At 66.4% G+C, this 23,414-nt stretch carries 20 protein-coding genes; 14 read left to right on the top strand and 6 right to left on the bottom strand.

What is annotated here, in order from left to right; genetic code table 11:
* Positions 1–2 precede the first annotated feature (2 nt).
* The gene (locus H4O11_RS02545; protein ID WP_343042760.1) at positions 3–2,858 is read right to left on the bottom strand and encodes a TonB-dependent receptor; all 2,856 of its coding nucleotides are present in this window, start codon (positions 2,856–2,858) and stop codon (positions 3–5) included.
* A 158-nt stretch (positions 2,859–3,016) separates the two neighbouring features.
* Here H4O11_RS02545 and agaR point away from each other — a divergent pair, with 158 nt between their 5' ends.
* Positions 3,017–3,802 (top strand): transcriptional repressor AgaR, encoded by a 786-nt coding sequence (gene agaR, locus H4O11_RS02540; RefSeq protein ID WP_182337855.1) that lies wholly within the window; start codon positions 3,017–3,019, stop codon positions 3,800–3,802.
* A gap of 131 nt (positions 3,803–3,933) precedes the next feature.
* Here agaR and H4O11_RS02535 read toward each other — a convergent pair whose 3' ends face one another.
* Positions 3,934–5,058: an amidohydrolase family protein gene (locus H4O11_RS02535; protein ID WP_343042759.1), complete on the bottom strand. Its 1,125-nt coding sequence runs from the start codon at positions 5,056–5,058 to the stop codon at positions 3,934–3,936.
* Positions 5,059–5,206: 148 nt separating this feature from the next.
* Here H4O11_RS02535 and H4O11_RS02530 point away from each other — a divergent pair, with 148 nt between their 5' ends.
* From H4O11_RS02530 to H4O11_RS02505, 6 genes are read left to right on the top strand one after another with little or no spacing between them, the layout of a single operon-like run.
* Positions 5,207–7,306 carry a glycoside hydrolase family 36 protein gene (locus H4O11_RS02530; RefSeq protein WP_182337854.1) on the top strand — a complete coding sequence of 700 codons (2,100 nt, stop codon included), beginning with the start codon at positions 5,207–5,209 and terminating at the stop codon, positions 7,304–7,306.
* Positions 7,303–8,229 carry a DMT family transporter gene (locus H4O11_RS02525; protein ID WP_182337853.1) on the top strand — a complete coding sequence of 309 codons (927 nt, stop codon included), beginning with the start codon at positions 7,303–7,305 and terminating at the stop codon, positions 8,227–8,229. Before H4O11_RS02530 ends, H4O11_RS02525 begins: the two co-directional genes overlap by 4 nt.
* Before the next feature lie 12 nt (positions 8,230–8,241).
* Entirely contained in the window at positions 8,242–9,531 is a 1,290-nt protein-coding gene (locus H4O11_RS02520) for a D-tagatose-bisphosphate aldolase, class II, non-catalytic subunit (protein ID WP_182337852.1), read from the top strand.
* Positions 9,518–10,678, top strand: coding sequence for an SIS domain-containing protein (locus tag H4O11_RS02515; protein WP_246333216.1), 1,161 nt, complete (start codon positions 9,518–9,520; stop codon positions 10,676–10,678). Before H4O11_RS02520 ends, H4O11_RS02515 begins: the two co-directional genes overlap by 14 nt.
* Positions 10,675–11,613, top strand: coding sequence for an N-acetylglucosamine kinase (locus H4O11_RS02510; protein WP_182337850.1), 939 nt, complete (start codon positions 10,675–10,677; stop codon positions 11,611–11,613). Before H4O11_RS02515 ends, H4O11_RS02510 begins: the two co-directional genes overlap by 4 nt.
* Before the next feature lie 49 nt (positions 11,614–11,662).
* Positions 11,663–13,519: an NPCBM/NEW2 domain-containing protein gene (locus H4O11_RS02505; protein WP_182337849.1), complete on the top strand. Its 1,857-nt coding sequence runs from the start codon at positions 11,663–11,665 to the stop codon at positions 13,517–13,519.
* Here the strand turns inward: H4O11_RS02505 and H4O11_RS02500 are convergent.
* Positions 13,516–15,018, bottom strand: coding sequence for an FAD-dependent oxidoreductase (locus tag H4O11_RS02500; protein WP_182337848.1), 1,503 nt, complete (start codon positions 15,016–15,018; stop codon positions 13,516–13,518). The two genes, H4O11_RS02505 and H4O11_RS02500, sit on opposite strands and share 4 nt — an antisense overlap.
* A 93-nt stretch (positions 15,019–15,111) precedes the next feature.
* Between H4O11_RS02500 and H4O11_RS02495 the strand changes: the two genes are divergently transcribed.
* Entirely contained in the window at positions 15,112–15,555 is a 444-nt protein-coding gene (locus H4O11_RS02495) for a MarR family winged helix-turn-helix transcriptional regulator (RefSeq protein WP_246333214.1), read from the top strand.
* 101 nt (positions 15,556–15,656) lie between these two features.
* Entirely contained in the window at positions 15,657–16,811 is a 1,155-nt protein-coding gene (locus H4O11_RS02490; protein ID WP_182337846.1) for an aldo/keto reductase, read from the top strand.
* Between the two features lie 26 nt (positions 16,812–16,837).
* On the opposite strand, the gene H4O11_RS02485 is transcribed toward H4O11_RS02490, so the two are convergent.
* Complete coding sequence (locus tag H4O11_RS02485) at positions 16,838–17,572, bottom strand: SDR family NAD(P)-dependent oxidoreductase (protein WP_182337845.1); 735 nt, start codon at positions 17,570–17,572, stop codon at positions 16,838–16,840.
* A 105-nt stretch (positions 17,573–17,677) separates the two neighbouring features.
* Between H4O11_RS02485 and H4O11_RS02480 the strand changes: the two genes are divergently transcribed.
* On the top strand, positions 17,678–18,580 hold the full coding sequence (locus tag H4O11_RS02480) for a LysR family transcriptional regulator (protein WP_182337844.1): 903 nt from the start codon (positions 17,678–17,680) through the stop codon (positions 18,578–18,580).
* Positions 18,581–18,601: 21 nt separating this feature from the next.
* On the opposite strand, the gene H4O11_RS02475 is transcribed toward H4O11_RS02480, so the two are convergent.
* Positions 18,602–19,405 (bottom strand): AraC family transcriptional regulator, encoded by an 804-nt coding sequence (locus H4O11_RS02475; protein ID WP_182337843.1) that lies wholly within the window; start codon positions 19,403–19,405, stop codon positions 18,602–18,604.
* A 65-nt stretch (positions 19,406–19,470) separates the two neighbouring features.
* Between H4O11_RS02475 and H4O11_RS02470 the strand changes: the two genes are divergently transcribed.
* The 4 genes from H4O11_RS02470 to H4O11_RS02455 all read left to right on the top strand — a co-directional run bounded on the left by H4O11_RS02470 (position 19,471) and on the right by H4O11_RS02455 (position 22,721).
* Positions 19,471–20,709, top strand: a complete 1,239-nt coding sequence (locus tag H4O11_RS02470) for an MFS transporter (protein WP_182337842.1) — start codon at positions 19,471–19,473, stop codon at positions 20,707–20,709.
* A 90-nt stretch (positions 20,710–20,799) separates the two neighbouring features.
* Entirely contained in the window at positions 20,800–21,474 is a 675-nt protein-coding gene (locus H4O11_RS02465; RefSeq protein ID WP_343042758.1) for a class I SAM-dependent methyltransferase, read from the top strand.
* Between the two features lie 100 nt (positions 21,475–21,574).
* Positions 21,575–22,351, top strand: a complete 777-nt coding sequence (locus H4O11_RS02460) for a HipA family kinase (RefSeq protein WP_182337840.1) — start codon at positions 21,575–21,577, stop codon at positions 22,349–22,351.
* Positions 22,329–22,721: a DUF3037 domain-containing protein gene (locus tag H4O11_RS02455; protein WP_182337839.1), complete on the top strand. Its 393-nt coding sequence runs from the start codon at positions 22,329–22,331 to the stop codon at positions 22,719–22,721. The genes H4O11_RS02460 and H4O11_RS02455 overlap by 23 nt, the downstream gene beginning before the upstream one ends.
* Positions 22,722–22,740: 19 nt before the next feature.
* Here the strand turns inward: H4O11_RS02455 and H4O11_RS02450 are convergent, their stop codons facing one another.
* Positions 22,741–23,349, bottom strand: a complete 609-nt coding sequence (locus tag H4O11_RS02450; RefSeq protein ID WP_182337838.1) for a hypothetical protein — start codon at positions 23,347–23,349, stop codon at positions 22,741–22,743.
* Positions 23,350–23,414: the final 65 nt, after the last annotated feature.

The following is a 23,414-nucleotide window of genomic DNA, read 5'->3' as shown; positions in this document are numbered from 1 at the left end:
CGTCAGAAGCGCGCGCTGAAGCCCAGCGTGAACGACCGGCCATAACGGTAGTAGCCCTGCGACAGCAACGGGTTGCCGTTGATGCTGTAGGTCTGCGCCTCATCCAGCAGGTTCTGGCCCTGCAGGCTTACGCTGAACATGTCATTGATCTCATAGGAGATGCTCGCGGTCAGCCAGGTGAGCTTGTCGGACTGTTCGTTGTAACCGGTACCCAGCACGTTGGTGGCGGTGACGAAACCATCGCTGTGGTCGGCGGTGGCACTGACCGACCACGGGCCCTTTTCATACATCAGGCCCAGCGAATACACCGACGGCGCGATGCCCTCCAGCGGACGCTCTTCGCCGTCGACGAAGCTCTTGGACCAGTTGCGGGTGTACTGCGCGCGGAAACCCAGGCCGTTCTCCCAGAAGTGCTGCAGGCCGGCTTCCACGCCATGGACCTTGGCGTAATCGCCATTGATCGGCCGCATGACGTTGAACAGGTAACCCGGTACGCCGATGTCCTGCCCCGGCTCCCAGCTGGTGGTGATCTGGTTCTCGATGCGCTTGTAGAACACCGCCACGTTGGCGATGGACTGTTCTGCGAAGTACCACTCCAGCGACACGTCGCCCTGCTTGGCGGTATACGGCTTGAGGTCGACGTTGCCGCCGTAGATCTGGGTGAACTCACCCCATGACACGCTGGCGGTGGTGTTGGTCGGGGCCAGCTTGTCCACCGGCGGGCGTGCCATGGTCTTGGCCGCGCCCAGGCGCAGCATCAGGTCATCGGTGAAGCGCCAGGTGAAGTTGCCCGACGGGAGGATGTAGCGGTAGCTGCCGTCCTGCAGCACCGGGGTCGGATCGGCATAGCGCGCGGTGTAGTTGAAGGCACCGTTCTCGGTGATGCTGATGATCTTCGCGTCCCACGCTTCGGCACGGGTCTGGGTGCTGACCACGCGCACGCCCACGTCCGCGTTCCAGCGCTCGCCGGACAGGTCGGCCTGCACGTAGAACGCGTTGGTCTTCTCCTCCACCCGGTAGCTTTCCAGCGGATTCCACTGCGGCGCCGCCATCGAATAGTCGTAGACGGTGCCATCCGGGCGCGGCTGGCCGTTGTAGGCCTCCAGGCTGGCCAGGTAGTTCGGCACGTCGAAGCCAAGGAACGCGCGCGGAAAGGCCGAGCCGACCTTGTCCATGAAATGCGGCAGCGCCAGGGTGCGGTCCAGTACGCCGCCACCGAGGTCGCCCACGTTGATGGCGTTGTCCACCGAGTAGTAATCGGCACCGCCGTTGAGGGTGTTGTTGATCAGGTCGCGGCGCTTGCTACGTTCGGTGCGGGTGAAGCCGAAGTTGAGGTTGTCGATGTTCCACTCGCCCACGTACAGCTTGCCGCCGATGGTGCCGCCGGTGATCTCGTCCTTGATGTTGTCACCGCGCAGTTCCATGTAATGGGTGTTGAAATCGCGGTCGGTGAACTGGCCATTGGCCAGGCCTGTACTCAGGTCGCGGCCATCGTCGAAGGTGGTGGTCACGTTGGGCATCGCGCCGCGGGTGAGGTCGATGCGGGTTACGTTGGGCTGGTTCATGCGCAGCACCACGTAGGTATCCTGGCCACCGGAGGAACGTTCGGAACTGGAACGGTACAGGTCGCCGGTCAGGGTCAGGCTGTCGTTGACGTTCCAGCGCCCGTTGATGCCGAACAGGTCGGTCTCCACCACGCGGTGTTCGGTCTGATTGAGCAGTTCCGGATTCATCCGCTGCTCCGGATCCGGGTTGTCCATGGTGAAGCCGGTGACGATGCCGTTCTGCACGTTGATGTCCGACCAGCGCCCCGGCGCGAACAGCGGATAGAACGACTGCTGGTAGGACACCTGCGGCGAATCCAGCCGGGTCTTCAGGCCGTCCACCACGATGGTCACGTCATCATTGGGGCGCCATTCGAACTTGCCGGAGAATGCGCGGCGCTTCTTGTCTTCCAGGATCGAACCGACGCGGAACTGGCCAGGCGCGATCAGGCCGTACTCATCCGGGTCCAGTTCGCCGTTGCCGTTGGGGTCGATGTTGCCGCCCCATGCATTGCCACCCCAGTTCGGGTCGCTGGGATCGGGATTGCGGGTCCAGCCACCGTCGTTGCCGGCGATGTCGGTACGGTCCTTGCGCTCGGCATATACCGCTCCCAGCAGGATACCCATCGTGTCGTCGGCAAAGGTATTGCTGTAGGTCGCGGAGAACTTGCGGCCGTTGAGTTCGGACATCTGGTTGCGGTCGCCCTCGACGCGGACGATGGCGTGCTGGCCCTTCTGGTCGAACGGACTGGCCGAGCGCAGGTTGATCAGGCCGCCGATGGCGCCTTCGGTCAGCACCGACTGCGCGCCCTTGACCACGTCGGCGCCGCTGATCACATCGGATGGCAGCACGTCGTAGGCAAAATCGCGACCGGCGCCGTCGGTGGCCAGGATGCGGCCGTTGAAGGTGGTGAGCGTGTACTCCGGGCCGAGGCCGCGCACGCTGACTTTCTGCCCTTCACCGCCGGCGGTGCGGGTGATGGATACACCGGTGATGTGGCTGAGCGAGTCGGCCACGTTGTCATCCGGGAAACGACCCAGTTCCAGCGCGCTGATCGAATCCTGCACGGTGGCAGCATCGCGCTTGAGTTCGGTGGAGCGCGCCAGCGCGGCGCGTACGCCGCTGACCTGTACGGTCTCCAGGTCGATGGCAGTGCGGTCGGGGTCATCTTCGGCCGCCGCGGCAGTTTCGCCGGCAGGGTCGACTGCCGCAGTGGCAGTAGCCTGCTGGGACCACGCCGTGGCGGCGGGCATCAGCAAGGCAAGGGCAATTCCATGGTAAAGACAGTGGCGGTGCAGACGGACGGCGTTCACGGGCTCTCTCTCCTGAGGCATGAAGCGTAGGACGGACGGCTGTGGGGGCCTGGCTGGTGAAACAACGAAACCGAGCGTATATGAGGTTTCGTTTTGCATCAATAGCGAAATGTAACGAAAAGGCCCATACTCTGGAATGTTTGAAAGGAGCTTTCTGCATGGCCGCCACCCGAGACACCAGTCATCGCCGTCAACAGATCAGTGAACTGGTCCGCCAGCACGGCAGCGTGCAGGTGTCCTCCCTGGCCCAACAGTTCGGTGTCAGCCCGCAGACCGTCCGCAAGGACCTGCGCTACCTGTCCGAGCGCGGGGTCATGGCGCGCGCCTACGGCGGCGGGATCGACAGCGGCGCCGTCAGTGCGCCGGCCACGGCCGCCGAACCGCATTACGAGGCCAAACGCACCGTCTACCTGGATGAGAAGCGGCGCATCGGTGCGCGTGCAGCCGCCATGGTGAAGCCCGGCGATACCATCGCGCTGGATTCGGGAACCACCTCCATCCAGCTGGCCGAAGCGCTGCCGGATATCGACATCACCGTGGTCACCAACGATTTCGGCGTACTGACCGCGCTCAGCCCCAAGACCCGCATCAACCTGGTGATGCTGGGCGGTGAGCTGCGCCGCAAGAACATGGCCTTCTACGGCGGCCTGACCGTGGAAGCGCTGGACGCGCTGCATGTGGACCTGCTGTTCCTGGGCGTGGACGGCTTCGACCTGGAGCGCGGCATCACCACCCACTACGAGCCCGAGGCCATGCTCAACCGCAAGATGGTCGAAGCCGCCCAGGCCATCGTCGCCATCACCGACAGCTCGAAGTTCGGCCGGGTCTGCCTGCACCGCATCATCCCGATCTCCGGCCTGGATGCGTTGATCACCGATACCGGTACGCCCGATGACGTCGCCCAGGCCTGCCGCGCGCTGGGCGTGGACCTGCAGCTGGCCTAGACGTCGCTGCGACATCCGTGGCACCGAACCATCCGTAACGCCGAACCATTCGTGGCACCGAACCATCCGTAGCGCCGAGCCATGCTCGGCGGCTGTGGTGACCGCGAAAGGCCGCCGAGCATGGCTCGGCGCTACAACGCGCGCTGCAGGTTGAACTCGCGCACGGCGTTGCTGTAATACACCTTGTCGATAACCGAGCGCGGCAGCCCCAGTCCCTGCACGTCGGCTTCCAGCACGTCCACATGCTGGGTTTCAGCGGTGGCCAGGTAACGCCAGTCCGACTGCCATACCGCGTGCGTTTCCGCCTTGACCTGCGCAGGCTCCGCGCCTGGCGACTGGGTCAGGTCGGTGCCGTACAGCAGCCGGTCCTGGTAGCGGATGAAGAAGTCGCGCACCTTGGCGCGGTCCGCATTGGACTGGTACTGCACCTGGCTCATGCGTGCGGCCAGGTCCACGGTAGCGTTCGGAAAGCGATCCAGGAAGCCGGCCAGCACGTCCACGTCGTATTCCAGGCTGGCCATGTGCGCGCCGACCACGCGCAACGTCGGGTGGGCCGCGACGAAACGGTCACGCGCGGCCATCAGTGTCGCGTGCGAGGGCTGCTCGGGATGCAGGTACATGTGGTACTGCGGGTGCTTGGCGAAGTACTCGCGGTCGTTGTTGGTGGTCATCTTGTCCAGCGGCAACCAGCAGTTGTAGGGCTCGCCCTGGTGCGCGATCAACGGCACGCCCAGCGCGCGCACATGCTCGGCCACCGGCGCCAGGCCGGGGTTGTCGAGCATGATCGCCTTGCCCTGCGCATCCTTTTCCACCATCCCGATGTTCTTCCAGACCTTCACCGCCACCGCGCCTTCGGCCACGTCGCGGTCCAGCCCGGCGTTGACCTGCTGCAACCAGGCCTTGTCGCCAAACCCGCTCATCGAGAACGTCGCCGCCCAATGGAAGTGGGCCGGATCGGCCTTGGCCTGTGCCAGCGTGATCTCGCGCTGGTGTTGCAGGCTGGGGAAATCCGGGTAGTCGACATTGATCGACAACAGTTCGAAATTGTCCGCGCGCGCCTGCTGCAGCATCGACGTGTCGGCATCGTTGGCGTGCACATGCGCATCGAACTTGCGCACCGTGGCGAAGTCCGCCATGGCGTAGGGCGCATCGTCGCCCGTAGCCGGGCCGGCCGCTTCGGTGGACGTATCCGCCGCGACGCCGGTTTCCGCGCTGGGCGTCGGCGTACAGGCCGCCATGCTGAACAAACCCGCCACCGCACACGCTTTCCATACACCTGTATCCAACCGCATGGCCCACCCTCGCAAGGAAACGAAACTTAATCGAACCATATCGCAACAAAACGCTTGCAACAACAGGAAGCGCTCGCGCAGAATGCAAGGCATCTCCACCGGAATGACACTCATGCCACCGATTGGACGCCGTACCGCCTTGAAGCTGATTGCCGGAAGCGTGGCAGGCAGCATGGTCTGGAGTGCAGCCCCCTGGGTGCGCGCCGCCACTGCCTCCCGCAGCACAGGCCAGGATGCCGGCGATGCCGTGTTGTCCATCGCATTCGACAAGCGCATGCACACGCGTGTTTCGCGCCATGGAAAAGCCCTCACCGGCTGGCAGCCAAGCGAGGCACTGCTGCTGGCCAGCGGTGCCCTGACCGACTTTGCGCTGATCGACCAGCAGGCGCATGTGCTGGATGACCCACGCCACGGTTCCGGCCGGCAGGTGGTTTTCTCCGGCCGCGCCGACGCCGCAGGTGTCGAAAAACAGGTAGCGGTGAGCAGCTTCGACAGCCAGCCAGGCGCCGCGCTGCTGCAGGTGCGATACCGCAACATTGGCAACGCACCACTGGAAGTCACCGGCTGGCGCAGCAGCGCCTACCAGCTGGACGATGCGCCGGGCGGATTCTGGAGTTTCTCCGGCGCCACCCACACGGATCGGCGCGACTGGGTGCAGCCGCTGGATGACAGCTTCGACCAGCGCAACTCGCTGGCCATGGACTCGTCCGATTATGGCGGCGGCACGCCGATGGCCAACATCTGGCGCCGCGACGTCGGGCTGGCAGTGGGCCACATCGAACCGGTGCCGCGTCCATTGGAGATGCCGGTCCAGCGCACTGCCAAGGGCGCGACCATCGCCATCGAATCGCCGCAGCCCATCACCCTGGCACCGGGCCAGGAGCTGGTCACCGAGCGCACCCTGCTGGCGGTCCATGAAGGCGACTTCTATGCCCCGTTGGAGCAGTACCAGGCGTTCATGCGTGCCGAAGGCATCGAAGGCCCGCGCCCGCCGGAGTCGGCGTTCGCGCCGATCTGGTGCGCCTGGGGCTATGAGCGCGATTTCAGCGTCGAGCAGATCTACGCCACCTTGCCCAAGGCCAGGGAGCTCGGCTTCGAGTGGGCGGTACTGGACGATGGCTGGCAGACCAATGAAGGCGACTGGAAGATCGACCTGCGCAAGTTCCCGCGCGGCGATGCGGACATGCGTGCCTTCACTGCCGAAGTACGCAGGCATGGCATGCGCCCGCGCCTGTGGCTGGCACCGTTGGCAGCCGATCCGGGCAGCGACGTGCTGCACGACCACGTGGACATGCTGCTGCTGGACAAGGAAGGCGCTTTCCAGACCGTGACCTGGTGGAACGCGCTGACCCAGTGCCCGGCCTACCAGCCGACCATCGACTTCTACGTCGCACTTACCCGGAAGGCCATCGGCGACTGGGGCTTCGAGGGCATCAAGCTCGATGGCCAGCATCTCAACGCAGTGGCGCCGTGCTACAACCCGGCGCACAAGCATGCCAGCCCGGAGGATTCGGTGGTCGGCCTGGCGAAGTTCTGGGATGCGATCTACCGTGCCGCGCACGATGCCAATCCCGACGCAGTGGTGGAGCTGTGTCCCTGCGGTACCGCCTTCGCCTTCCACAACCTGCCGGCTACCGACCAGTTCCCGTCTTCCGACCCGCTGTCCTCGTGGCAGGTACGCAGCAAGGGCAAGTCGATCAAGGCACTGATCGGCGAGCGCAGCAGTTACGCCGGCGACCACGTGGAGCTGTCGGACAACCGTGATGACTTCGCCTCCAGCGTCGGTATCGGTGCGGTGATCTCCAGCAAGTTCACCTGGCCCAAGGACACCGATCGCCCCTCGATGCCGATGCCACCGGGCGGCTACGTGCTGACCGAAGAGCGCGAGGCGCTGTGGCGCAGGTGGGTGGGCCTGTACAACACCCACATGCTGCCAAAGGGCGAGTACCTGGGCACGCTGTATGACATCGGTTTCGACAAGCCCGAGGCCCATGCGATCCGCAAGGATGGCGCGCAGTACTACACCTTCTACGCACCTCAATGGACCGGCAAGGTGGAGCTGCGCGGGCTGCCGCCGGGCCGCTGGCAGGTCCGCGACCTGTTCAACGAGAAGGACCTGGGCGTGGTCGAAGGCGGCGCCACCGCCAGCCTGCCTGCGCGCTTCGAACGCTTCCTGTTCCTGCAGGCCACCCCGGCCGGGACCACGGCATGAGTGCCGATGCGGTGGCCGTGTCCGCTGCCCCCCGACGTCGGCCATGGCTGGGCTTCGCGCTGGCCACTGTCGCGCTGTGGGGCGTTTGGGGCGCGCTGTCGCCGCTGTCGGCCGCGCATGGGTTCCCGGACACGCTGGTGTACTGCGTCTGGGCACTGACCATGCTGCCGCCGGCGCTGTACATCCTGTGGCGCGGCGGCTGGCAGCTGGAACGCTCGCCGCGCGCGGTAACGTACGGATTGATCATCGGCCTGCTCGGCGCCGGCGGACAGATGCTGCTGTTCCACACGCTCACGGTGGGACCGGCGTACTTCGTGTTCCCGGTGATCTCGCTGTCGCCGGTGGTCACCATCGCCCTGTCCTACCTGCTGCTGCGCGAGCGCACCGGCTGGCAGGGCACGCTCGGCATCGTGCTGGCGCTGGTCGCCCTGCCCTTGCTGGACTTGTCCTTCGGCCGCGGCGCTGCCGGACTGGGCTGGTTCCTGCAGTCGCTGCTGATCATGCTGGCCTGGGGACTGCAGGCCTATTTCATGAAGCTCGCCAACGACAGCGTGCGCGCGGAAAGCATCTTCGCCTACATGACCCTGGGCGCGCTGCTGCTGGCACCGGTGGCATTGGCGATGACCGATTGGTCGCAACCGATCAACATGGGACTGGACGGACCGTGGATGACAGCCGGCATCCAGATACTCAACGCGATCGGTGCGCTGACCCTGGTCCATGCATTCCGCCACGGCAAGGCGATGGTGGTCGCGCCACTGAGCAATGCCGGCGCGCCGCTGATCACCGCCGTGCTGTCGCTGCTGTTCGCCAGCGTGGTGCCGGGGCCGTTGAAAGCCATCGGCCTGGTGCTCGCCCTGGTCGCTTCGCTGCTGCTGGTGCTGGAACCCGAACGCGCACCGCCACGGCCCCCCCTCCCCTGACAGGATTTTCCCATGCACGCTTTGCTCGACCTGGTCGCGCGGCATCGGCAGGGCCACGCCACCGGCGTGACCTCGATCTGCTCGGCCCATCCCCTCGTCATCGAAGCCAGCCTGCGCCATGCCCAGCGCACCGGCCAGGACCTGCTGCTGTTCGAGGCCACCTGCAACCAGGTCAACCAGGACGGTGGCTACACCGGCATGCGTCCGGCTGATTTCGTTGCCTTCGTGCATGGCATCGCCCAGCGTGTCGGCTTCGATACGTCACGTATCGCACTGGGCGGCGACCACCTGGGCCCCAACCCCTGGACCGACCTCGACGCCGGCGCGGCGATGGACAAGGCCGAGGTCATGGTGGCCGCCTACATCGCGGCAGGCTTCCGCAAGATCCACCTGGACTGTTCCATGGCCTGCTCTGGCGATCCAGAGCCGCTGCCGGAAGCAGAAATAGTGCGCCGCGCCGTGCGCCTGTGCCGTGCCGCCGAAGCGGCCTGGGCGGTGGCGGGCGGCGAAGCACCCGTGTATGTGATCGGCACCGAGGTACCGGTGCCGGGCGGCGCCACCGAGGCCATCGAAGGGCTGGCGCTGACCACCCCGGACGCGGCGCTGGCCACCATCCAGGCGCACCGCGATGCCTTCGCCGGTGCTGGCCTGGAGGACGCGTGGCAGCGCGTGGTGGCCTCGGTGGTGCAGCCGGGCGTAGAGTTCGACCATCACGATGTCATCGATTACGACAGCAGCAAGGCGCATGCGCTGAGCGAAGCGGTCACCACCGTACCGGGCATGGTGTTCGAAGCACACTCCACCGATTACCAGACCCGCGATGCGCTGGGCGCACTGGTACGCGATCATTTCGCCATCCTGAAGGTCGGCCCCGGCCTGACCTTCGCGCTGCGTGAGGCTCTGTGGGCACTGGATGCGATCGAGCGCGAATGGATTGCCGAAGGGCAACGTGCCGGCCTGCGCGAGGTGACCCTGCAGCGCATGCAGGACGCGCCGGGCTACTGGCAGCGCTACTACCACGGCGAAGGCCGCGCGCTGGCCACCGACCTGCAGTACAGCCTCAGCGACCGCATCCGCTACTACTGGCCGGATGCGCGGATCGAACAGGCGCGCGCGCAGTTGTTCGACAACCTGCGCGCCGACCCGCCGCCGCTGCCGCTCATCGGCCAATACCTCCCCCATGCCCTGCATGCAGTACGCAACGGGACTGCTTCGCTTGATCCGCAGTCCCTGGCCATGGCCCATATCAGCGCTGTCCTCGATGACTACCACCATGCATGCCAAGACCATGACCTCTCCTGAAATACTGGGCTTTCCCGAACACACGCTGGAAGCGAAGGGTGCGCTGTGGACCGCGCGCGAAATCGCCCAGCAGCCGCGCATGCTGGAGCGCACGCATGCCATGGTCGCGCAGATGCACGCGCAGCTGCGCGCGTTCGCCGGCCCGCTGGTCGATGATCCGCGTGCCCGCGTCATCCTGGCCGGTGCGGGCACTTCGGCCTACATCGGCCAGTGCCTGGCGCCGCTGCTGGACCGTGCGCTGGCCGCGCGCGTGGATGCCGTACCCACCACCGATATCGTGTGCGCACCCACGCTGTACCTGGACCCGGCGCAGCCGCTGCTGCTGGTGTCCTTCGGCCGCTCCGGCAACAGCCCGGAAAGCCTGGCTGCGGTCGAACTTGCCGAATCGCTGGTCGACGACGTAAGGCACCTGGTGGTGACCTGCAACCCGGCAGGGGCGCTGGCCCGCGTGCCGGTAGCGCAGGCGATGACCATCCTGCTGCCGGAGGAAACCCACGACACCAGCTTTGCGATGACCTCCAGCTTCAGCTGCATGATGTACGCCACCGCCGCCGCACTGCTGCCGGCCGGCACGCTGGACGCACGCATCGGCCCGATCGCCGCCGCCACCGCGCAGGTCATCGACGCGTCGCTGCCGCTGCTGCACACGCTGGCCGACGTCCGCCATGACCGCGTGGTCTATCTGGGCAGCGGCCTGCTGCAGGGGCTGGCGCGCGAGGCCACGCTGAAGCTGGGGGAACTGACCAATGGCGCCGTGGCCACCTGCTACGACTCGCCGCTGGGCTTCCGCCATGGACCGAAGACCTTCCTCACCGACCGCACGCTGGTACTCGTGTTCGTCTCCAACGATCCCTACACCCGCCGCTACGACCAGGACCTGATCGACGAACTGCGTCGCGAAGGCAGCGCCGCGCGGGTGGTCGAGATCACCGCACGCCCGCGCAGCGACGCGGCTGCCGACGTCATGGTCGTGGCCGGCCTGGAAGATGCGCCGGACCTGGACCTGTCGTGGCCGTACATCGCCATCGCGCAGATCCATGCCCTGCTGCATTCCCTGGCGCGCGGCGTGACACCGGACAATCCCAACCCGGCCGGCATCGTCAACCGCGTGGTACAGGGCGTGCAGTTGTACGCGCTGGACGCATGACCGGCGCCCTCTTCCTGGGCGTGGACGGCGGCGGCACGAAGACCCGCTTCGCGCTGATCGATGCCGAAGACAACCTGCTGGCCGAAGCGCAGCTGGGAACCACTTACCACCCGCAGGTGGGGCTGGACGGCGTGCGCGAGGTCCTCACCGATGGCCTCGCGCAGGTCCTGGCGCAGGTGCAGCGTGGCAGCGCCGACATCGCCCATGCGTTCTTCGGCCTGCCCGCCTATGGCGAGGACAGCCGTGCCACGGCCACGCTGCAGGTGCTTCCCGGCCAGGTACTCGGCCATGCGCGCTACGCCTGCGACAACGACATGGTGTGCGGCTGGGCCGGTTCGCTGGCCTGCGCCGACGGCATCAACATCATCGCCGGCACCGGCTCGATGGGTTACGGGCGACGCGGCGATGCGTCGGCACGGGCGGGCGGTTGGGGCGAAGCGTTCTCCGACGAAGGTTCGGCCTACTGGATCGCGGTGCAGGGCCTGAACGCGTTCTCGCGCATGAGCGACGGCCGGCTGCCGCGGGGGCCGCTGCACGCGATCCTGCGCGAGCACTTCCAGCTCGGCGAACATGACCTGGACATCTGCGCATTCGTATACGGTGAAGGCCACGGATCGCGCGGCGAGCTGGCCCGGCTGTCGCCACTGGTATCCCAGGCGGCGCGCGCTGGCGACGGCGTGGCGGCCTCGATCTTCGAACGCGCCGGGCAGGAGCTGGCTGCCATCGCCGACGCGCTGCGGATCACGCTGGGCTTCGAGGCCGGTGAAACCGTGCCGTTGTCCTGGTCCGGCGGTGCCTTCAGTGCCGGCGATGCGCTGATGCTGCCGTTTGCTTCCGCGCTGCATGCGGCCAGTGCGGATTTCGCACTGCAGGAACCGCTGCATGCACCGCATTTCGGCGCGGCGATGTATGCACGCAAGTTGGCTGGATACTGAAACCGTCGGGGCATGGCCCCGCCCTACCGGACCTGGACGGAGACCTGCGATGAAACCGCTGCTGATGGCCGCGCTGCTGGCCACCCTTCCCTTCACCGCCGTGGCCAGCGAGCGCAACGATGCGCTGCAGCCGACGGCGCGTTTCAGTGTCTACGGCCATGGGGCGGCGGCGACGCCCCCGATGGGCTGGAACCCGTGGAATGCTTTCCGGACCGAAGTGGACCAGCAGAAGATGCTGTCGGTGGTCGATGCCATCCAGCGCCGTGGCCTGCAGCAGGCAGGCTACCGCTACATCAACATCGACGACGGCTGGTGGCTGAAACGCCAGGCCAACGGCGAGATCAGGATCCGCACGTCCATGTTCCCCATCGCCGAAGGCAGCGATGGCCGCACCAGCCTGCGCGCCTGGACCGACCAGTTGCATGCCCGCGGCTTCAAGGCAGGGCTGTATACCGACGTGGGGCGCAATGCGTGTTCGCAGGCCTTTGATCGCAGCAGCCCGAACCTGCCGGTGGGCAGCGTGGCAGAGCGCGGCATCGGGCTGCAGGGCTTCGAGGCCTCCGACCTGAAGACCATGTTCCAGGATTGGGGTTTCGATTACCTGAAGGTCGATGCCTGTGGACTGGCCGACTTCGGCCCCGGCAGCGCGCCGGTACTCGAATCCGGCCTGGACGTGGTGCGCCCGACCATCGTGCGCGGCGATGCGCTGCACACCGATCGCGATGCAGTGGAAACGCAGTACGCCCGCGTCGGGCGCCTGCTGGCCGAACTCAATCCGGACAACGATTACGTGCTGTCGATCTGCCCCTGGGGCGAAGCCGGGGTGCGCGACTGGGGGGGCCGGCATGGCAACCTGTGGCGTACCAGCCCGGACATCGAGCCGACCTGGGAGAGCATGCTGCACAACTTCGATTCGGCATCGCAGCGCGAGTTGTATGCCGGCCCTGGCCGCTGGAACGACCCGGACATGCTGGCGGTGGGCCTGGGCGAATTCGATGGCAAGCACCTGACCGAAGCACGCACGCATTTCTCGCTATGGGCGATGCTGTCGGCACCGCTGTTGATGGGCTTCGACCTGGCCAAGGCGCCCGATGCGCTGATCGAGGTGCTGTCCAATCCCGAGGTCATCGCGGTGAACCAGGATGCGGCCGGCAACCAGGCGACACTGGTACAGGATGGCGATGGCGTGCAGGTGCTGGTCAAGCCGCTTTCGGTACGTGGCGAGCGCGCCGTGCTGCTGTTCAATCGCGGCCCGTCGGTTGCCACGGCATCGGTGGACCCGGCACGGATGAAGCTCGCCGCGGGCACTGCGTTCTCCGTACGCGACCTGTGGCGACATGAAGACCAGCCGCAGGCCCGCGCTGCCTTGCGCTACACCCTGCAGCCACGCGAGGTGGTCATGCTGAAGGTCAAAGGCACGCCGATCCTGGCCGAAGGCATGCTGCTGAGCGAGATGACCGCGCGCATCCACGTGGCGGCCGACGGCCTGCCGGTATACAGCACGCCGCGCGATCCGCAGGGTGGGACGCCACGTGCCGACGCGGCGCCGGACGGACAGCCACTCCGGATCGACGGGCATGAATACCGCCACGGCATCGGCGTGCATGCCAATTCGCGCCTTGAAGTGCATGCGAAGGGCGAATTCTCACGTTTCAGCGCACAGGTCGGCCTGCTGGAGGGCGCGCCACGCGATGCCGGCGAGGTCAGGTTCCGCGTTTACGGCGACGGACGCCTGCTGTTTGAAAGCCCTGCAATCAGCGCCACGGACGCTGCCCTTCCGGTCGACGTGGCGGTCTCCGGCAGCCAGGTACTGGAACTGGTCGCGCAATGGGTTGCCAGCGGGCACCAGGCCCCTGGCCCGGCGCTGCCACCCGCCGTTGCCTGGGGCGAGGCGCAGCTGCGCTAGGCCGCTACCAGGCCCAGGTCGCGCAGGTGCTCTTCCATCGCCGCTGCATCACCGGTCGCACGGATGGCCGCGATGTAGCCATCCGGACGAACCAGCACCCAGTCGCCCGCTGCCAGCCCATACGCCGCACGCACCTGCCCCGCTTCATCACGCAGGTCGCCGCTGGGACCGATCCTGTGGATGTGCAGGTTCGATCGTGGTGCGAATGAGCTGGCCGAGGCTTCAAAACCGAACAGGGTCCAGTGGGCGCCACGGAAAACATCGAACAGGCGCCGGGCCTGCCCTGCCGCTCCGCGCAGCAGGGCATCCGGCGCGCGATCGCCGGCCTGCAGGCGTTCGCCGGCGCGCTCCGCGGCATGCCGGGACAACGAGGACTGGCGATAGCCGAGGTCGAGCTGTTGCACTTCACGCCCGCGCCGCATGTCGCCCTGGCGGGCCGCGTCCAGCAACCGCGTCGCCATGCCCAGCATGTCCGCCGCGATGGGCCGCCGTTCTTCTTCGTAGGTGTCCAGCAACGCCTGTGATGCGCCTTCCAGCACCGCCGCCAGCTTCCAGCCGAGGTTGTACGCATCCTGCATGCTGGTGTTGAGGCCCTGTCCGCCCGTCGGTGGGTGCGTATGCGCGGCGTCGCCCATCAGCAACACCCGTCCACGACGATAATGATCGGCCAACCTTGCACTCATTGCATAAGCCGACGCCCACTCCACTGCGTCGATGCGGATATCCTGGCGGCCTGTACGCGCGGCCACCATCGCGGTCAGCCCTGCAGCCGAAAGATCGACCTCACCCTCCAGTGGAACCGGTGCCTGCAGCTGGAACAGGTCGGTTCCCGCCAATGGGCACAGGGCCATCTGCGCCTCCTTGTCGGCAGTGTTGAAACGGTGCCAGGCATCCCGGCTCAAGCCGGCCAGCACGACATCCGCCACCACCGCGCGCGCACCGAGGGACCTGCCGGGAAAGCCGACCCCAAGCGCCCCGCGCACGAAGCTGCGCCCGCCGTCCGCGCCCACCAGGTAGCGTGCACGCTGCATCGACCTGCCGGCTGGGCCTTCCACCTCGACGGTCACTCCTTCGTCGTCCTGGACGAAACCGACCACCGCATTGCCGAACTCCGGCCGGTAACCCAGCTCCGCCAGGCGCTCGCGGAGGGTGGCTTCGGTAAGGAACTGCGGCACCATCAAGGGCAACGCGTACGGTTCCGCCGGCGTTGCCGCACCAACCTCCGCGACCGCTGAATCGACGTGGCTGCCATCGGCCTGGTGCACCCGCTGGGGCGGATAGAACCCGCCTGCGGCAACTACCCGGTCCAGCACGCCCAGGTCCTCCAACAGTTCCTGTGTCCGCGGCTGGATGCCCTTCCCACGCGATCCATTGAACGGCGTGTCGCGTTGTTCCAACAGGCGGAAAGCAACGCCGCGGCGGGCCAGATCCAGGGCCAGCGTGAGGCCGGCCGCACCGGCTCCGCAGATGATCACATCGACCGGGACGAACTGCTGCATGGTGGGCGCTCCAATATGTGTAATATGCACGTGATTGGAGAGGATGCTATGCCACCGAAAAGAAATGTGCAAGATGCACATATATCGAGCCAGTTGCGCACGCTGCACGACGCCATGGTCAGCATCGTCAGCGTGATGAACCGCCCACAACGTGACGAGGCGATGGTCCGGAAAGCCGGCATCGCGCTGGATCGCGCGTTGTTTCCCCTGCTCGTCGGGATCGAGCGCCTGGGGCCCATCGGCGTGGTGGAACTTGCCGACCGCATTGGCCGCGATTACACCACCGTCAGCCGCCAGGTCGCCAAACTTGAGGGGCTGGGGCTGATACAGCGCCAGGAAAGCACGCACGACCGGCGGCTGCGCGAAGCCATCGTCACGCGGCAAGGAAAGGCCATGACCGACGCGGTGGACATCGCGCGGGAGAAGATGGGAAGGATGATCTTCGCGGAGTGGGACACGCGGGATTTCGAGGACCTGGTGCGGCTCATGCGGCGTTTCGCCACCGACCTGGAGGCCGTCGACATCGATCGGGCATGACCGCGGCTGCCCGGTGCTCCGTTCCCACTGCATTGACATGCCTGCACGGTATGGTCGAACGACGCCAGAGACCCCTGCCTGCCTTTCCCAAGGAAACTCCAGTGAACTCTCGACGCCAGTTCCTTTCCGTCGCCGCCGCCGGTGCGGCAGCGATCGCCGCCTCCCCGCTGTTCGCCCAGCAACCCGCGCCGGGCAGCGTGCTGCCTACGCGCGGCACGCCACGCAGCGGCAGGCTGCCAGCGCCAGGCCCGCAGCGAACGGGCGGCCGCTACCGTCCTCCCACCCGGATCGGACTGGGTGGTGCACCGCTGGGGGGCAGCCTGGCCCCCACCAGCGACGAAGCGGCCCAGGCCACCATGGCTGCGGCCTGGGCCGCCGGCGTGCGGCTGTTCGACACCTCGCCATGGTACGGGTTGGGCCTGAGCGAACGGCGCATGGGCCAGCAACTGCACCAGCATCCGGCCGACCAGTACACGCTGAGCAGCAAGGTGGGACGGCTGCTCAGCGGCACCGCCGGGCCGCTGCAGAAGACCAGCTGGCATGACCCGGCTCCGTTCCGTTACCGCTACGACTATTCGGCCGACGGCGCACGGCGTTCGGTGGAGGACAGCCTCAACCGGCTGGGGGTTTCCCAGCTGGACATCGTCTACATCCACGACCTGTCGCCGGACAATGAAAAAGACCTGGGCATGCCCTGGGAGCAGCGTTTTGCCGAGGCGTTGCGCGGTGCCATGCCGGAATTGACGAAGATGCGCGAAGAAGGCCTGATCAAGGGCTGGGGCTTCGGCGTGAACCGGCCGCAGCCGGCGCTGCGCGCGGTCGCCGAAGCGGACCCGGACATCATGCTGCTGGCCTGCCAGTATTCGCTGCTGGACCACGAAGCCACCCTGCACGACACCTTGCCGAAACTGGCCGAGAAGGGTGTTTCGGTGATGGTGGGCTCGCCGCTGCTGGCCGGCTACCTGACCGGCCGGGAGCGTTATCTGTATGGCAGCCCGATCCCCGAATGGGCGCCGGGCAAGCGCGCGCAGATCGCCGCGATCTGCGAACGCCATGGCATCGACATCCGGACGGCAGCGCTGCAGTTCGCCAACGCGCCGGAGGTGGTCTCCTGCATCATTCCCGGTGCGCGCACGCCCGGACAGGTGCAGGCGAACGTGGAATCCATGTCGATCGCGATCCCGGCCGATTTCTGGGCCGAGCTGAAGCAGCAGAAGCTGATCGCATCCGACGCGCCCGTGCCTGCTACCGGGTGACCGGCCGAGGCGGCGACATCCTGCCGTCAATGCGGGCTGGCGGTGGGCCGGATGATGATTTCGCTGGTATCCACGTCCGCTGGTTGCCCGATCGCGAATACGATCGCGCGGGCAACGGCGTCGGCCGGGATGGCCGTTGCCCTGAATGCTTTCATCTCTTCCCTGCCCCGTGCGTCTGAAATGCTGTCGGCGAGTTCGGATTCGGTAACCCCGGGACTGATGGTCGTGACCCGGATGGAAGGACTCTCCTGGCGCAGCCCTTCGGAGATCGCCCACACCGCATGCTTGGTCGCGCAGTAGACCGCAGCGGTCGGCGACACTGCGTGCGCGCCGATGGACGCCACGTTGATGACCTGCCCGTGCCCCTGCGCCAGCATCGGCGGCAACACCGCAGCGATGCCATGCAGCACGCCGCGGATGTTGACGTCGATCATCCGGTTCCATTCCTCCACCTTCAGCGAGGCGAGCGGGGAAAGCGGCATCACCCCGGCGTTGTTGACGATGACATCGATGCGTCCATGCGCATCCAGCGCACTGCGCACGAATGCATCGACGTCGTCACGGCAGGTGACATCCAGTTCGCGCGCCTGTGCGCTGCCACCGCTGCTTTCGATGTCGGCAACGATGCGCTGCAGCCGCTCGACGCGCCGCGCGCCCAGCACGACGGTTGCCCCTTGCCGGGCCAGCAGGCGGGCGGTGGCCTCGCCGATACCGCTGCTGGCACCGGTAATCAGCACGATCTTGTTGGACACTTCGTTCACGGCGGGCTCCTGATGGTGGATGCAACGGGAGCGGCCACGTTACGGACCATCAGCTGTCGAGGGAATCCGTCAGCGGCTGGACAGAATGGTTAGTATTGGTAACCAATGGACGCCGATCTCAACCTGCTTCGCCTGTTCCTTGCCGTCGCCGAAGGCGACAATTTCCGCGCGGCGGCCGACCGCCTGGGTGTGACCCGCTCCGCCGTCAGCCAGGGCATCCGTCGCCTGGAAGATGACCTGGGCATCGCACTGGTGCAGCGCTCCACCCGCAGCGTGCGCCTGACCGAGGCCGGCGAGCGCCTGCACCGGCAGATAACCGGCCCGCTTGCCACGGTGGCCACGGCGATGGAAGAAGCAGCCGGTGAGGGCCAGCCACGCGGCCTGTTGCGGGTGGCGGTAACCTCCATTGCCGAGCACTTCCTGTCCGGGCCACTGATCGCCGCGTTCGCCGAAAACCATCCGGGCATCACCCTGGATGTCACGGTGACCGACGATGAATCAGACATCGTGGCGGCCGGCTTCGACGCAGGCGTGCGCCTTGGCGAGGTGATCGAACAGGACATGGTGGCCATTCCCATCACCGGACCGCAACGGCAGGTGGTGGTCGCTTCGCCCGCCTATCTCGCCCGCCATGGAACGCCCACGCACCCACGCGAACTGGCAGCACAGCGCTGTATCGGCTGGCGACCGGCACCCGGCGTGGCGCCTTATCGCTGGGAATTCGCCGAAGACGGCCAGGATTTCGACGTGACCGTCGAGCCACGGATCACCAGCAATGACATGTTGCTGATGGTGCGCACCGCGTTGGCCGACGGTGGAATCACCATCGGGATGCAGGAAACGTTCGCGCCGTACATCGCGCGCGGCGAACTGGTGCCGCTGCTTGCCGAATTCCTTCCGGCATTCCCCGGCTTCTTCCTGTATTTCCCCAACCGGCACAACCCGCCGGCCAAGCTGCGTGCGCTGGTGGAGCATGTGCGTGCCTGGCACCGTGGGTCTACTCCCTGACACCGCGTCGCGGCACAGGGTTCAATTGAAGAACCGGCTCGGGCTGAGGCCAAAACGTTTCTTGAACATGCTGGCGAACGCGCTGGGACTGTCGTACCCCAGTGCCAGCGCCACGTCGATGACTTTCCGCCCCTGTGCCAACTGCTCCAGCGCGCGCAGCAGGCGCGCCTGCTGTCGCCACTGGCCGAACGTCATGCCCAGCTCACGCTGGCACAGCCGCTGGACGGTCTTGACGTCCACCTGCAGGCGCGCAGCCCAGTCCTGCAGCGTGGAGGGATCATCCGGCCGCCGTTCCAGCTGCCGGGCGATGCGGCGCAGCCGCGGATCGGCGGGTTCGGGCAGATGCAGCGGCAAGATGGGAAGTGCCTGCAGTTCGTCCAGGATCAAGCGCATCAGCCGGCCATCGCGTGAATGCTCGTCATAAGGGTGCGGCACTTCCACCGCTGCGTGGATCAGTGCGGCCAGCAGCGGCGTGATCGATACCGTGGAGGCTTCGACGGGCGCGTGGGGCATGGCATCGGGCAGCACGTACAGGCTGCGCATGCGTACTCTGCCGATGCAGTCCACGCGATGGCCCATGCCGACCGGCATCCAGATCGCCCGCGTGCTGGGCACTACCCAGCGACCGCTACCGGCATGCACCACCAGCACGCCGGTTTCGGCGTAGACCAGTTGATGGCGGTCGGGATGGTGATGCAGGCCGATGACGGTATCGGCAAGATAATCGCGCGCGCGGCAGAACACTGGCGTTTCGGCACCGGCCGGTAGCGGACGACCGTGCCCGAGCGCCCCGGCGATGTCCTTTTTCAGACGATGAATGACCATATCTCGCGGGATGGGCAACCGGCGCCACTCTACCATGCGCTGCATCCCGACTTCCCCCCTGCCCCATGTCCTCGACGGCCACCTCCCTGCCCCCTGCCGCTGCGCCTGTTTCGCGCCGCCCGCTTGTCGCCAGCGTGCTGGCGGCGATCACCGGTTCACACCTGGTCAACGACATGATGCAGTCGCTGATCCTGGCGCTGTACCCGATCCTGAAGGGACAGTTCAACCTCAGCTTCGCCCAGATCGGCCTGATCACGCTGACGTACCAGCTCACCGCATCACTGTTCCAGCCGTTGATCGGCCTGCGCACGGACCGGCGGCCAGCACCTTATTCGCTGCCCTTCGGCATGACCTCCACCCTGTGCGGCCTGTTGCTGCTGGCATATGCGCCGAACTTCACGATGGTGCTGGTGGCCGCGATGCTGGTGGGCATCGGCTCGGCGATCTTCCACCCCGAATCCTCGCGCATCGCACGGCTGGCATCCGGCGGACGCCATGGCCTTTCGCAGTCGGTGTTCCAGGTGGGCGGCAACACCGGCACCGCGATCGGGCCGCTGCTGGCTGCGGCCGTGATCGTGCCGAACGGGCGCACCAGCGTGGCCTGGTTCGCCGGTGCGGCGCTGATCGGCATCGCGCTGCTGACCTATGTCAGCCGCTGGTACCAGCAGCACCTGGCCAGCACGGCCGCCGCGCCTCCCGCTGCTGCCATCGCCGGTACCGGCCCGGCCGCGGCATCGAATGCCCTGCCGGCGAAAAAGGTCGGCTGGATCATCGCGATCCTGCTGGTGCTGATCTTCAGCAAGTATTTCTATATCGCGGGCCTGAGCAGTTACTACACGTTCTACCTGATCCAGAAATTCCACGTGTCGGTGCAGAGCGCGCAGATGCACCTGTTCGCCTTCCTGCTGGCATCGGCGGCGGGCACGCTGATCGGCGGTCCGGTCGGCGACCGCATCGGCCGCAAGCCGGTGATCTGGGCATCGATCCTCGGCGTGGCGCCGTTCGCGCTCGCACTGCCATACGTCGACCTGGCATGGACCGGCGTACTGGCGGTCATCATCGGCTTCGTGCTGTCATCGGCGTTCTCGGCCATCCTGGTCTACGCGCAGGAGCTGATGCCCCATCGCATCGGCACGGTGTCCGGGCTGTTCTTCGGCTTTGCCTTCGGCATGGGCGGACTGGGTGCGGCGGTGCTGGGCGTGCTGGCCGACCACACCAGCATCCTGTGGGTCTACCAGTTGATCTCGTTCCTGCCACTGCTGGGCATCGTGGCTGCACTGCTGCCGAACCGCCGCAGCCACTGATCCGGGGGCGCCCTCTGCTTTATCCGGTGACGGGCATGGCCCGTCACTGCCGATACAATGTGGGGCACTCCCTGCCTGATGAGGCCTGCCGTGTCTTTCACCGATCCCCAGGCCGTCGCGCGCTACGCGGAAGGTCCCATCCGCCAGGTGCCGGGCTTTCATGCGCTGCAACAGATGGCCACGTTGCTGCTGGCCGAATCGGTACCCGCTACCGGCCGCGTGCTGGTGCTGGGCGCAGGCGGCGGACTGGAACTGAAGGTCTTCGCCGAGGCGCATCCGGGCTGGCAGTTCCTGGGTGTTGATCCTTCGGCGGAGATGCTGTCGCTGGCACGTGCCCATCTGGGCGCCCTGGCCGAACGGGTGCAACTGCACGAAGGCTATCTTGATTCAGCGCCACAGGAGGCATTCGATGGCGCAACGTCGATCCTGGTCATGCATTTCCTGTCGTTGGAAGAACGCCGCACGACATTGCGCGAGTTGGCCAGGCGCCTGAAACCCGGCGCACCGCTGGTGCTTGCGCACCACAGTTTCCCGCAGGCCGAGCCAGCCAAGTCACGCTGGCTGGCGCGCTATGCGGCGTTTGCCGCGTCTTCGGGCGTCGATCCGGGCAACGCTGCCAATGCCGCCCGTGCCATCAGCGAGCGCCTTGCCCTGCTGGACCCGGAACAGGAAGCGGCATTGCTGCGGGAAGCGGGATTCGTGGATATCGAGCTGTTCTATGCAGGGTTGACCTTCAAGGGATGGGTTGGCCGGAAACCGGGCTGACTGCATACGCGGGCAGCTCTGCCTGGTGACGGGCATTGCCCGTCACTACCGGCGTGGCGGTTGCGGTAACCTTGCGATCGGCTTTGACAAGGAAACCGCCGTGCGTACCGTGCACGCCCTGCGATATGTAACCCCGCTGCGCGAAGGCGGTTCCCTGCCCGCCATCGTCGAGACGGATGACGACGGCATGGTGGTGCTCAAGTTCCGCGGCGCCGGACAGGGACCGAAAGCGCTGATCGCTGAACTGATCGCCGGCGAACTGGCGCGGACGCTGGGCCTGCCGATTCCGGAGATGGTGTTCGTCGACCTGGACCGGGAGTTCGCCCGTACCGAACCGGACCCGGAAATCCAGGACCTGATCCGCGCCAGCGAAGGGCTGAACCTGGGCAGCGATTACCTGCCAGGCGCGATAAATTACGACCCTGCAGCAATGCCGGTGGACGCCGGCCTCGCCTCGCGCATCGTCTGGTTCGATGCATTCACCAGCAATGTCGACCGCACGGCACGCAACCCCAACCTGATGGTATGGCACCGCGAACTGCAACTGATCGACCATGGGGCCGCGATGTATTTCCACCACGACTGGGCCAGTGCCGGCGAAGCCTGCGAAAAACCGTTCGTGCTGATCCGCGACCATGTGCTGCTGCCATTCGCCACCGATATCGCCGCTGTCGACGACGCGCTGGCAGCACGCCTTCCGGATCACGAAATCGAGCGCATCGTGGCGCTGGTGCCTGATGCCTGGCTGGTCGATGAGCCGGCTTTCGAGAGCCCTGCCGCGTACCGCCAAGCCTACCTGGATTATCTCAAGCAACGCCTGCGCAGGCGCGCGGCCTTCGTCCAGGAGGCCGTCCGTGCCCATGCTGCATACCTATGACTATGCGGTGATCCGCGTGGTACCGCGGGTCGAGCGCGAGGAGTTCATCAACGTCGGGGTGATCGTGTCCTGCCCTGGTGCGCGGCACTTGGAAGCAGCCATCGAGATCGATCCCGGCCGCCTGCGCGCGTTCGCGCCATCGCTGGACCTGGAAGCACTGCAACCATGGCTGGATGCCATCGTCGCCATCTGCCGCGGCGATGCCGATGCCGGTCCGATCGCCCGGTTGCCGGCACGTGCGCGCTTCCATTTCCTCACCGCCAAGCGCAGCTCGGTGGTGCAGATGTCCAGCTCGCACGTGGGCCGTACGACGAACCCTGCCGGCGTGGTGGAGCACCTGCTGGCGAAAATGGTGCGTACCCCCGAGTGACAGACGCGTGCCGGCGCCCCTATACCCGCCTGCCCCGCATCATCGCCAGGCCGAACATCGCGCCCAGGCCGCCGACCGCCGCCAGGCGGTAGGAAGGATCGCGCGTGGACAACGCCAGGATGGACGAACCCACGCCCAGCACCACGATCAGCGCGCCAATGGCACGGGCACGCAGCGAGCCGTAGAAATAGCTGCGCCGCGCATGCCTGGTCACCGCAGGCTGGCGCTGCTGCCAGGCCTGCAGTGCCGTCTCGAACTCCCGCAGCAGCCGCTCGCGGCTGGGCAGGTCCACCGCGCTGATCAACAGCGTGGGCTGGCCGGGGCGGACCAGCTTGAGGAAATCATCGGTGCCCCAACTGGATATGTCCGCGAAGGCAACCGGGTCACGGCGCGAAAAGATCAATCCATCGGGCATCACGCTGACCAGGTTGCGGGTGGGAAAACCGACGAAAGCCAGCACCGGTGGCAACACCAGCAATCCCAGCGCCACGGCGAACGCCAGCAGCAGCGGACCGCGATTGAATACGATGAAGGCCACGCTGCCGCCTGCCAGCAGAAAGCCCAGTGGCACCGCAAGCTGGTGCCATCGGGTAGCGACCGAGACCTGGATTCCTTCCATTTCCTTCATCTGCACACCTCCTCGTCAATGGATCCACATGGCGGCGACCCCGTCCCCGCACAGTACTTCCAACG

The organism is Stenotrophomonas tumulicola (assembly GCF_014117215.1).
GTDB classification, from domain to species: domain Bacteria; phylum Pseudomonadota; class Gammaproteobacteria; order Xanthomonadales; family Xanthomonadaceae; genus Stenotrophomonas; species Stenotrophomonas tumulicola.
The sequence above is the reverse complement of the archived record's forward strand: the minus strand, read 5'-3'. Positions and strand labels throughout refer to the sequence as shown.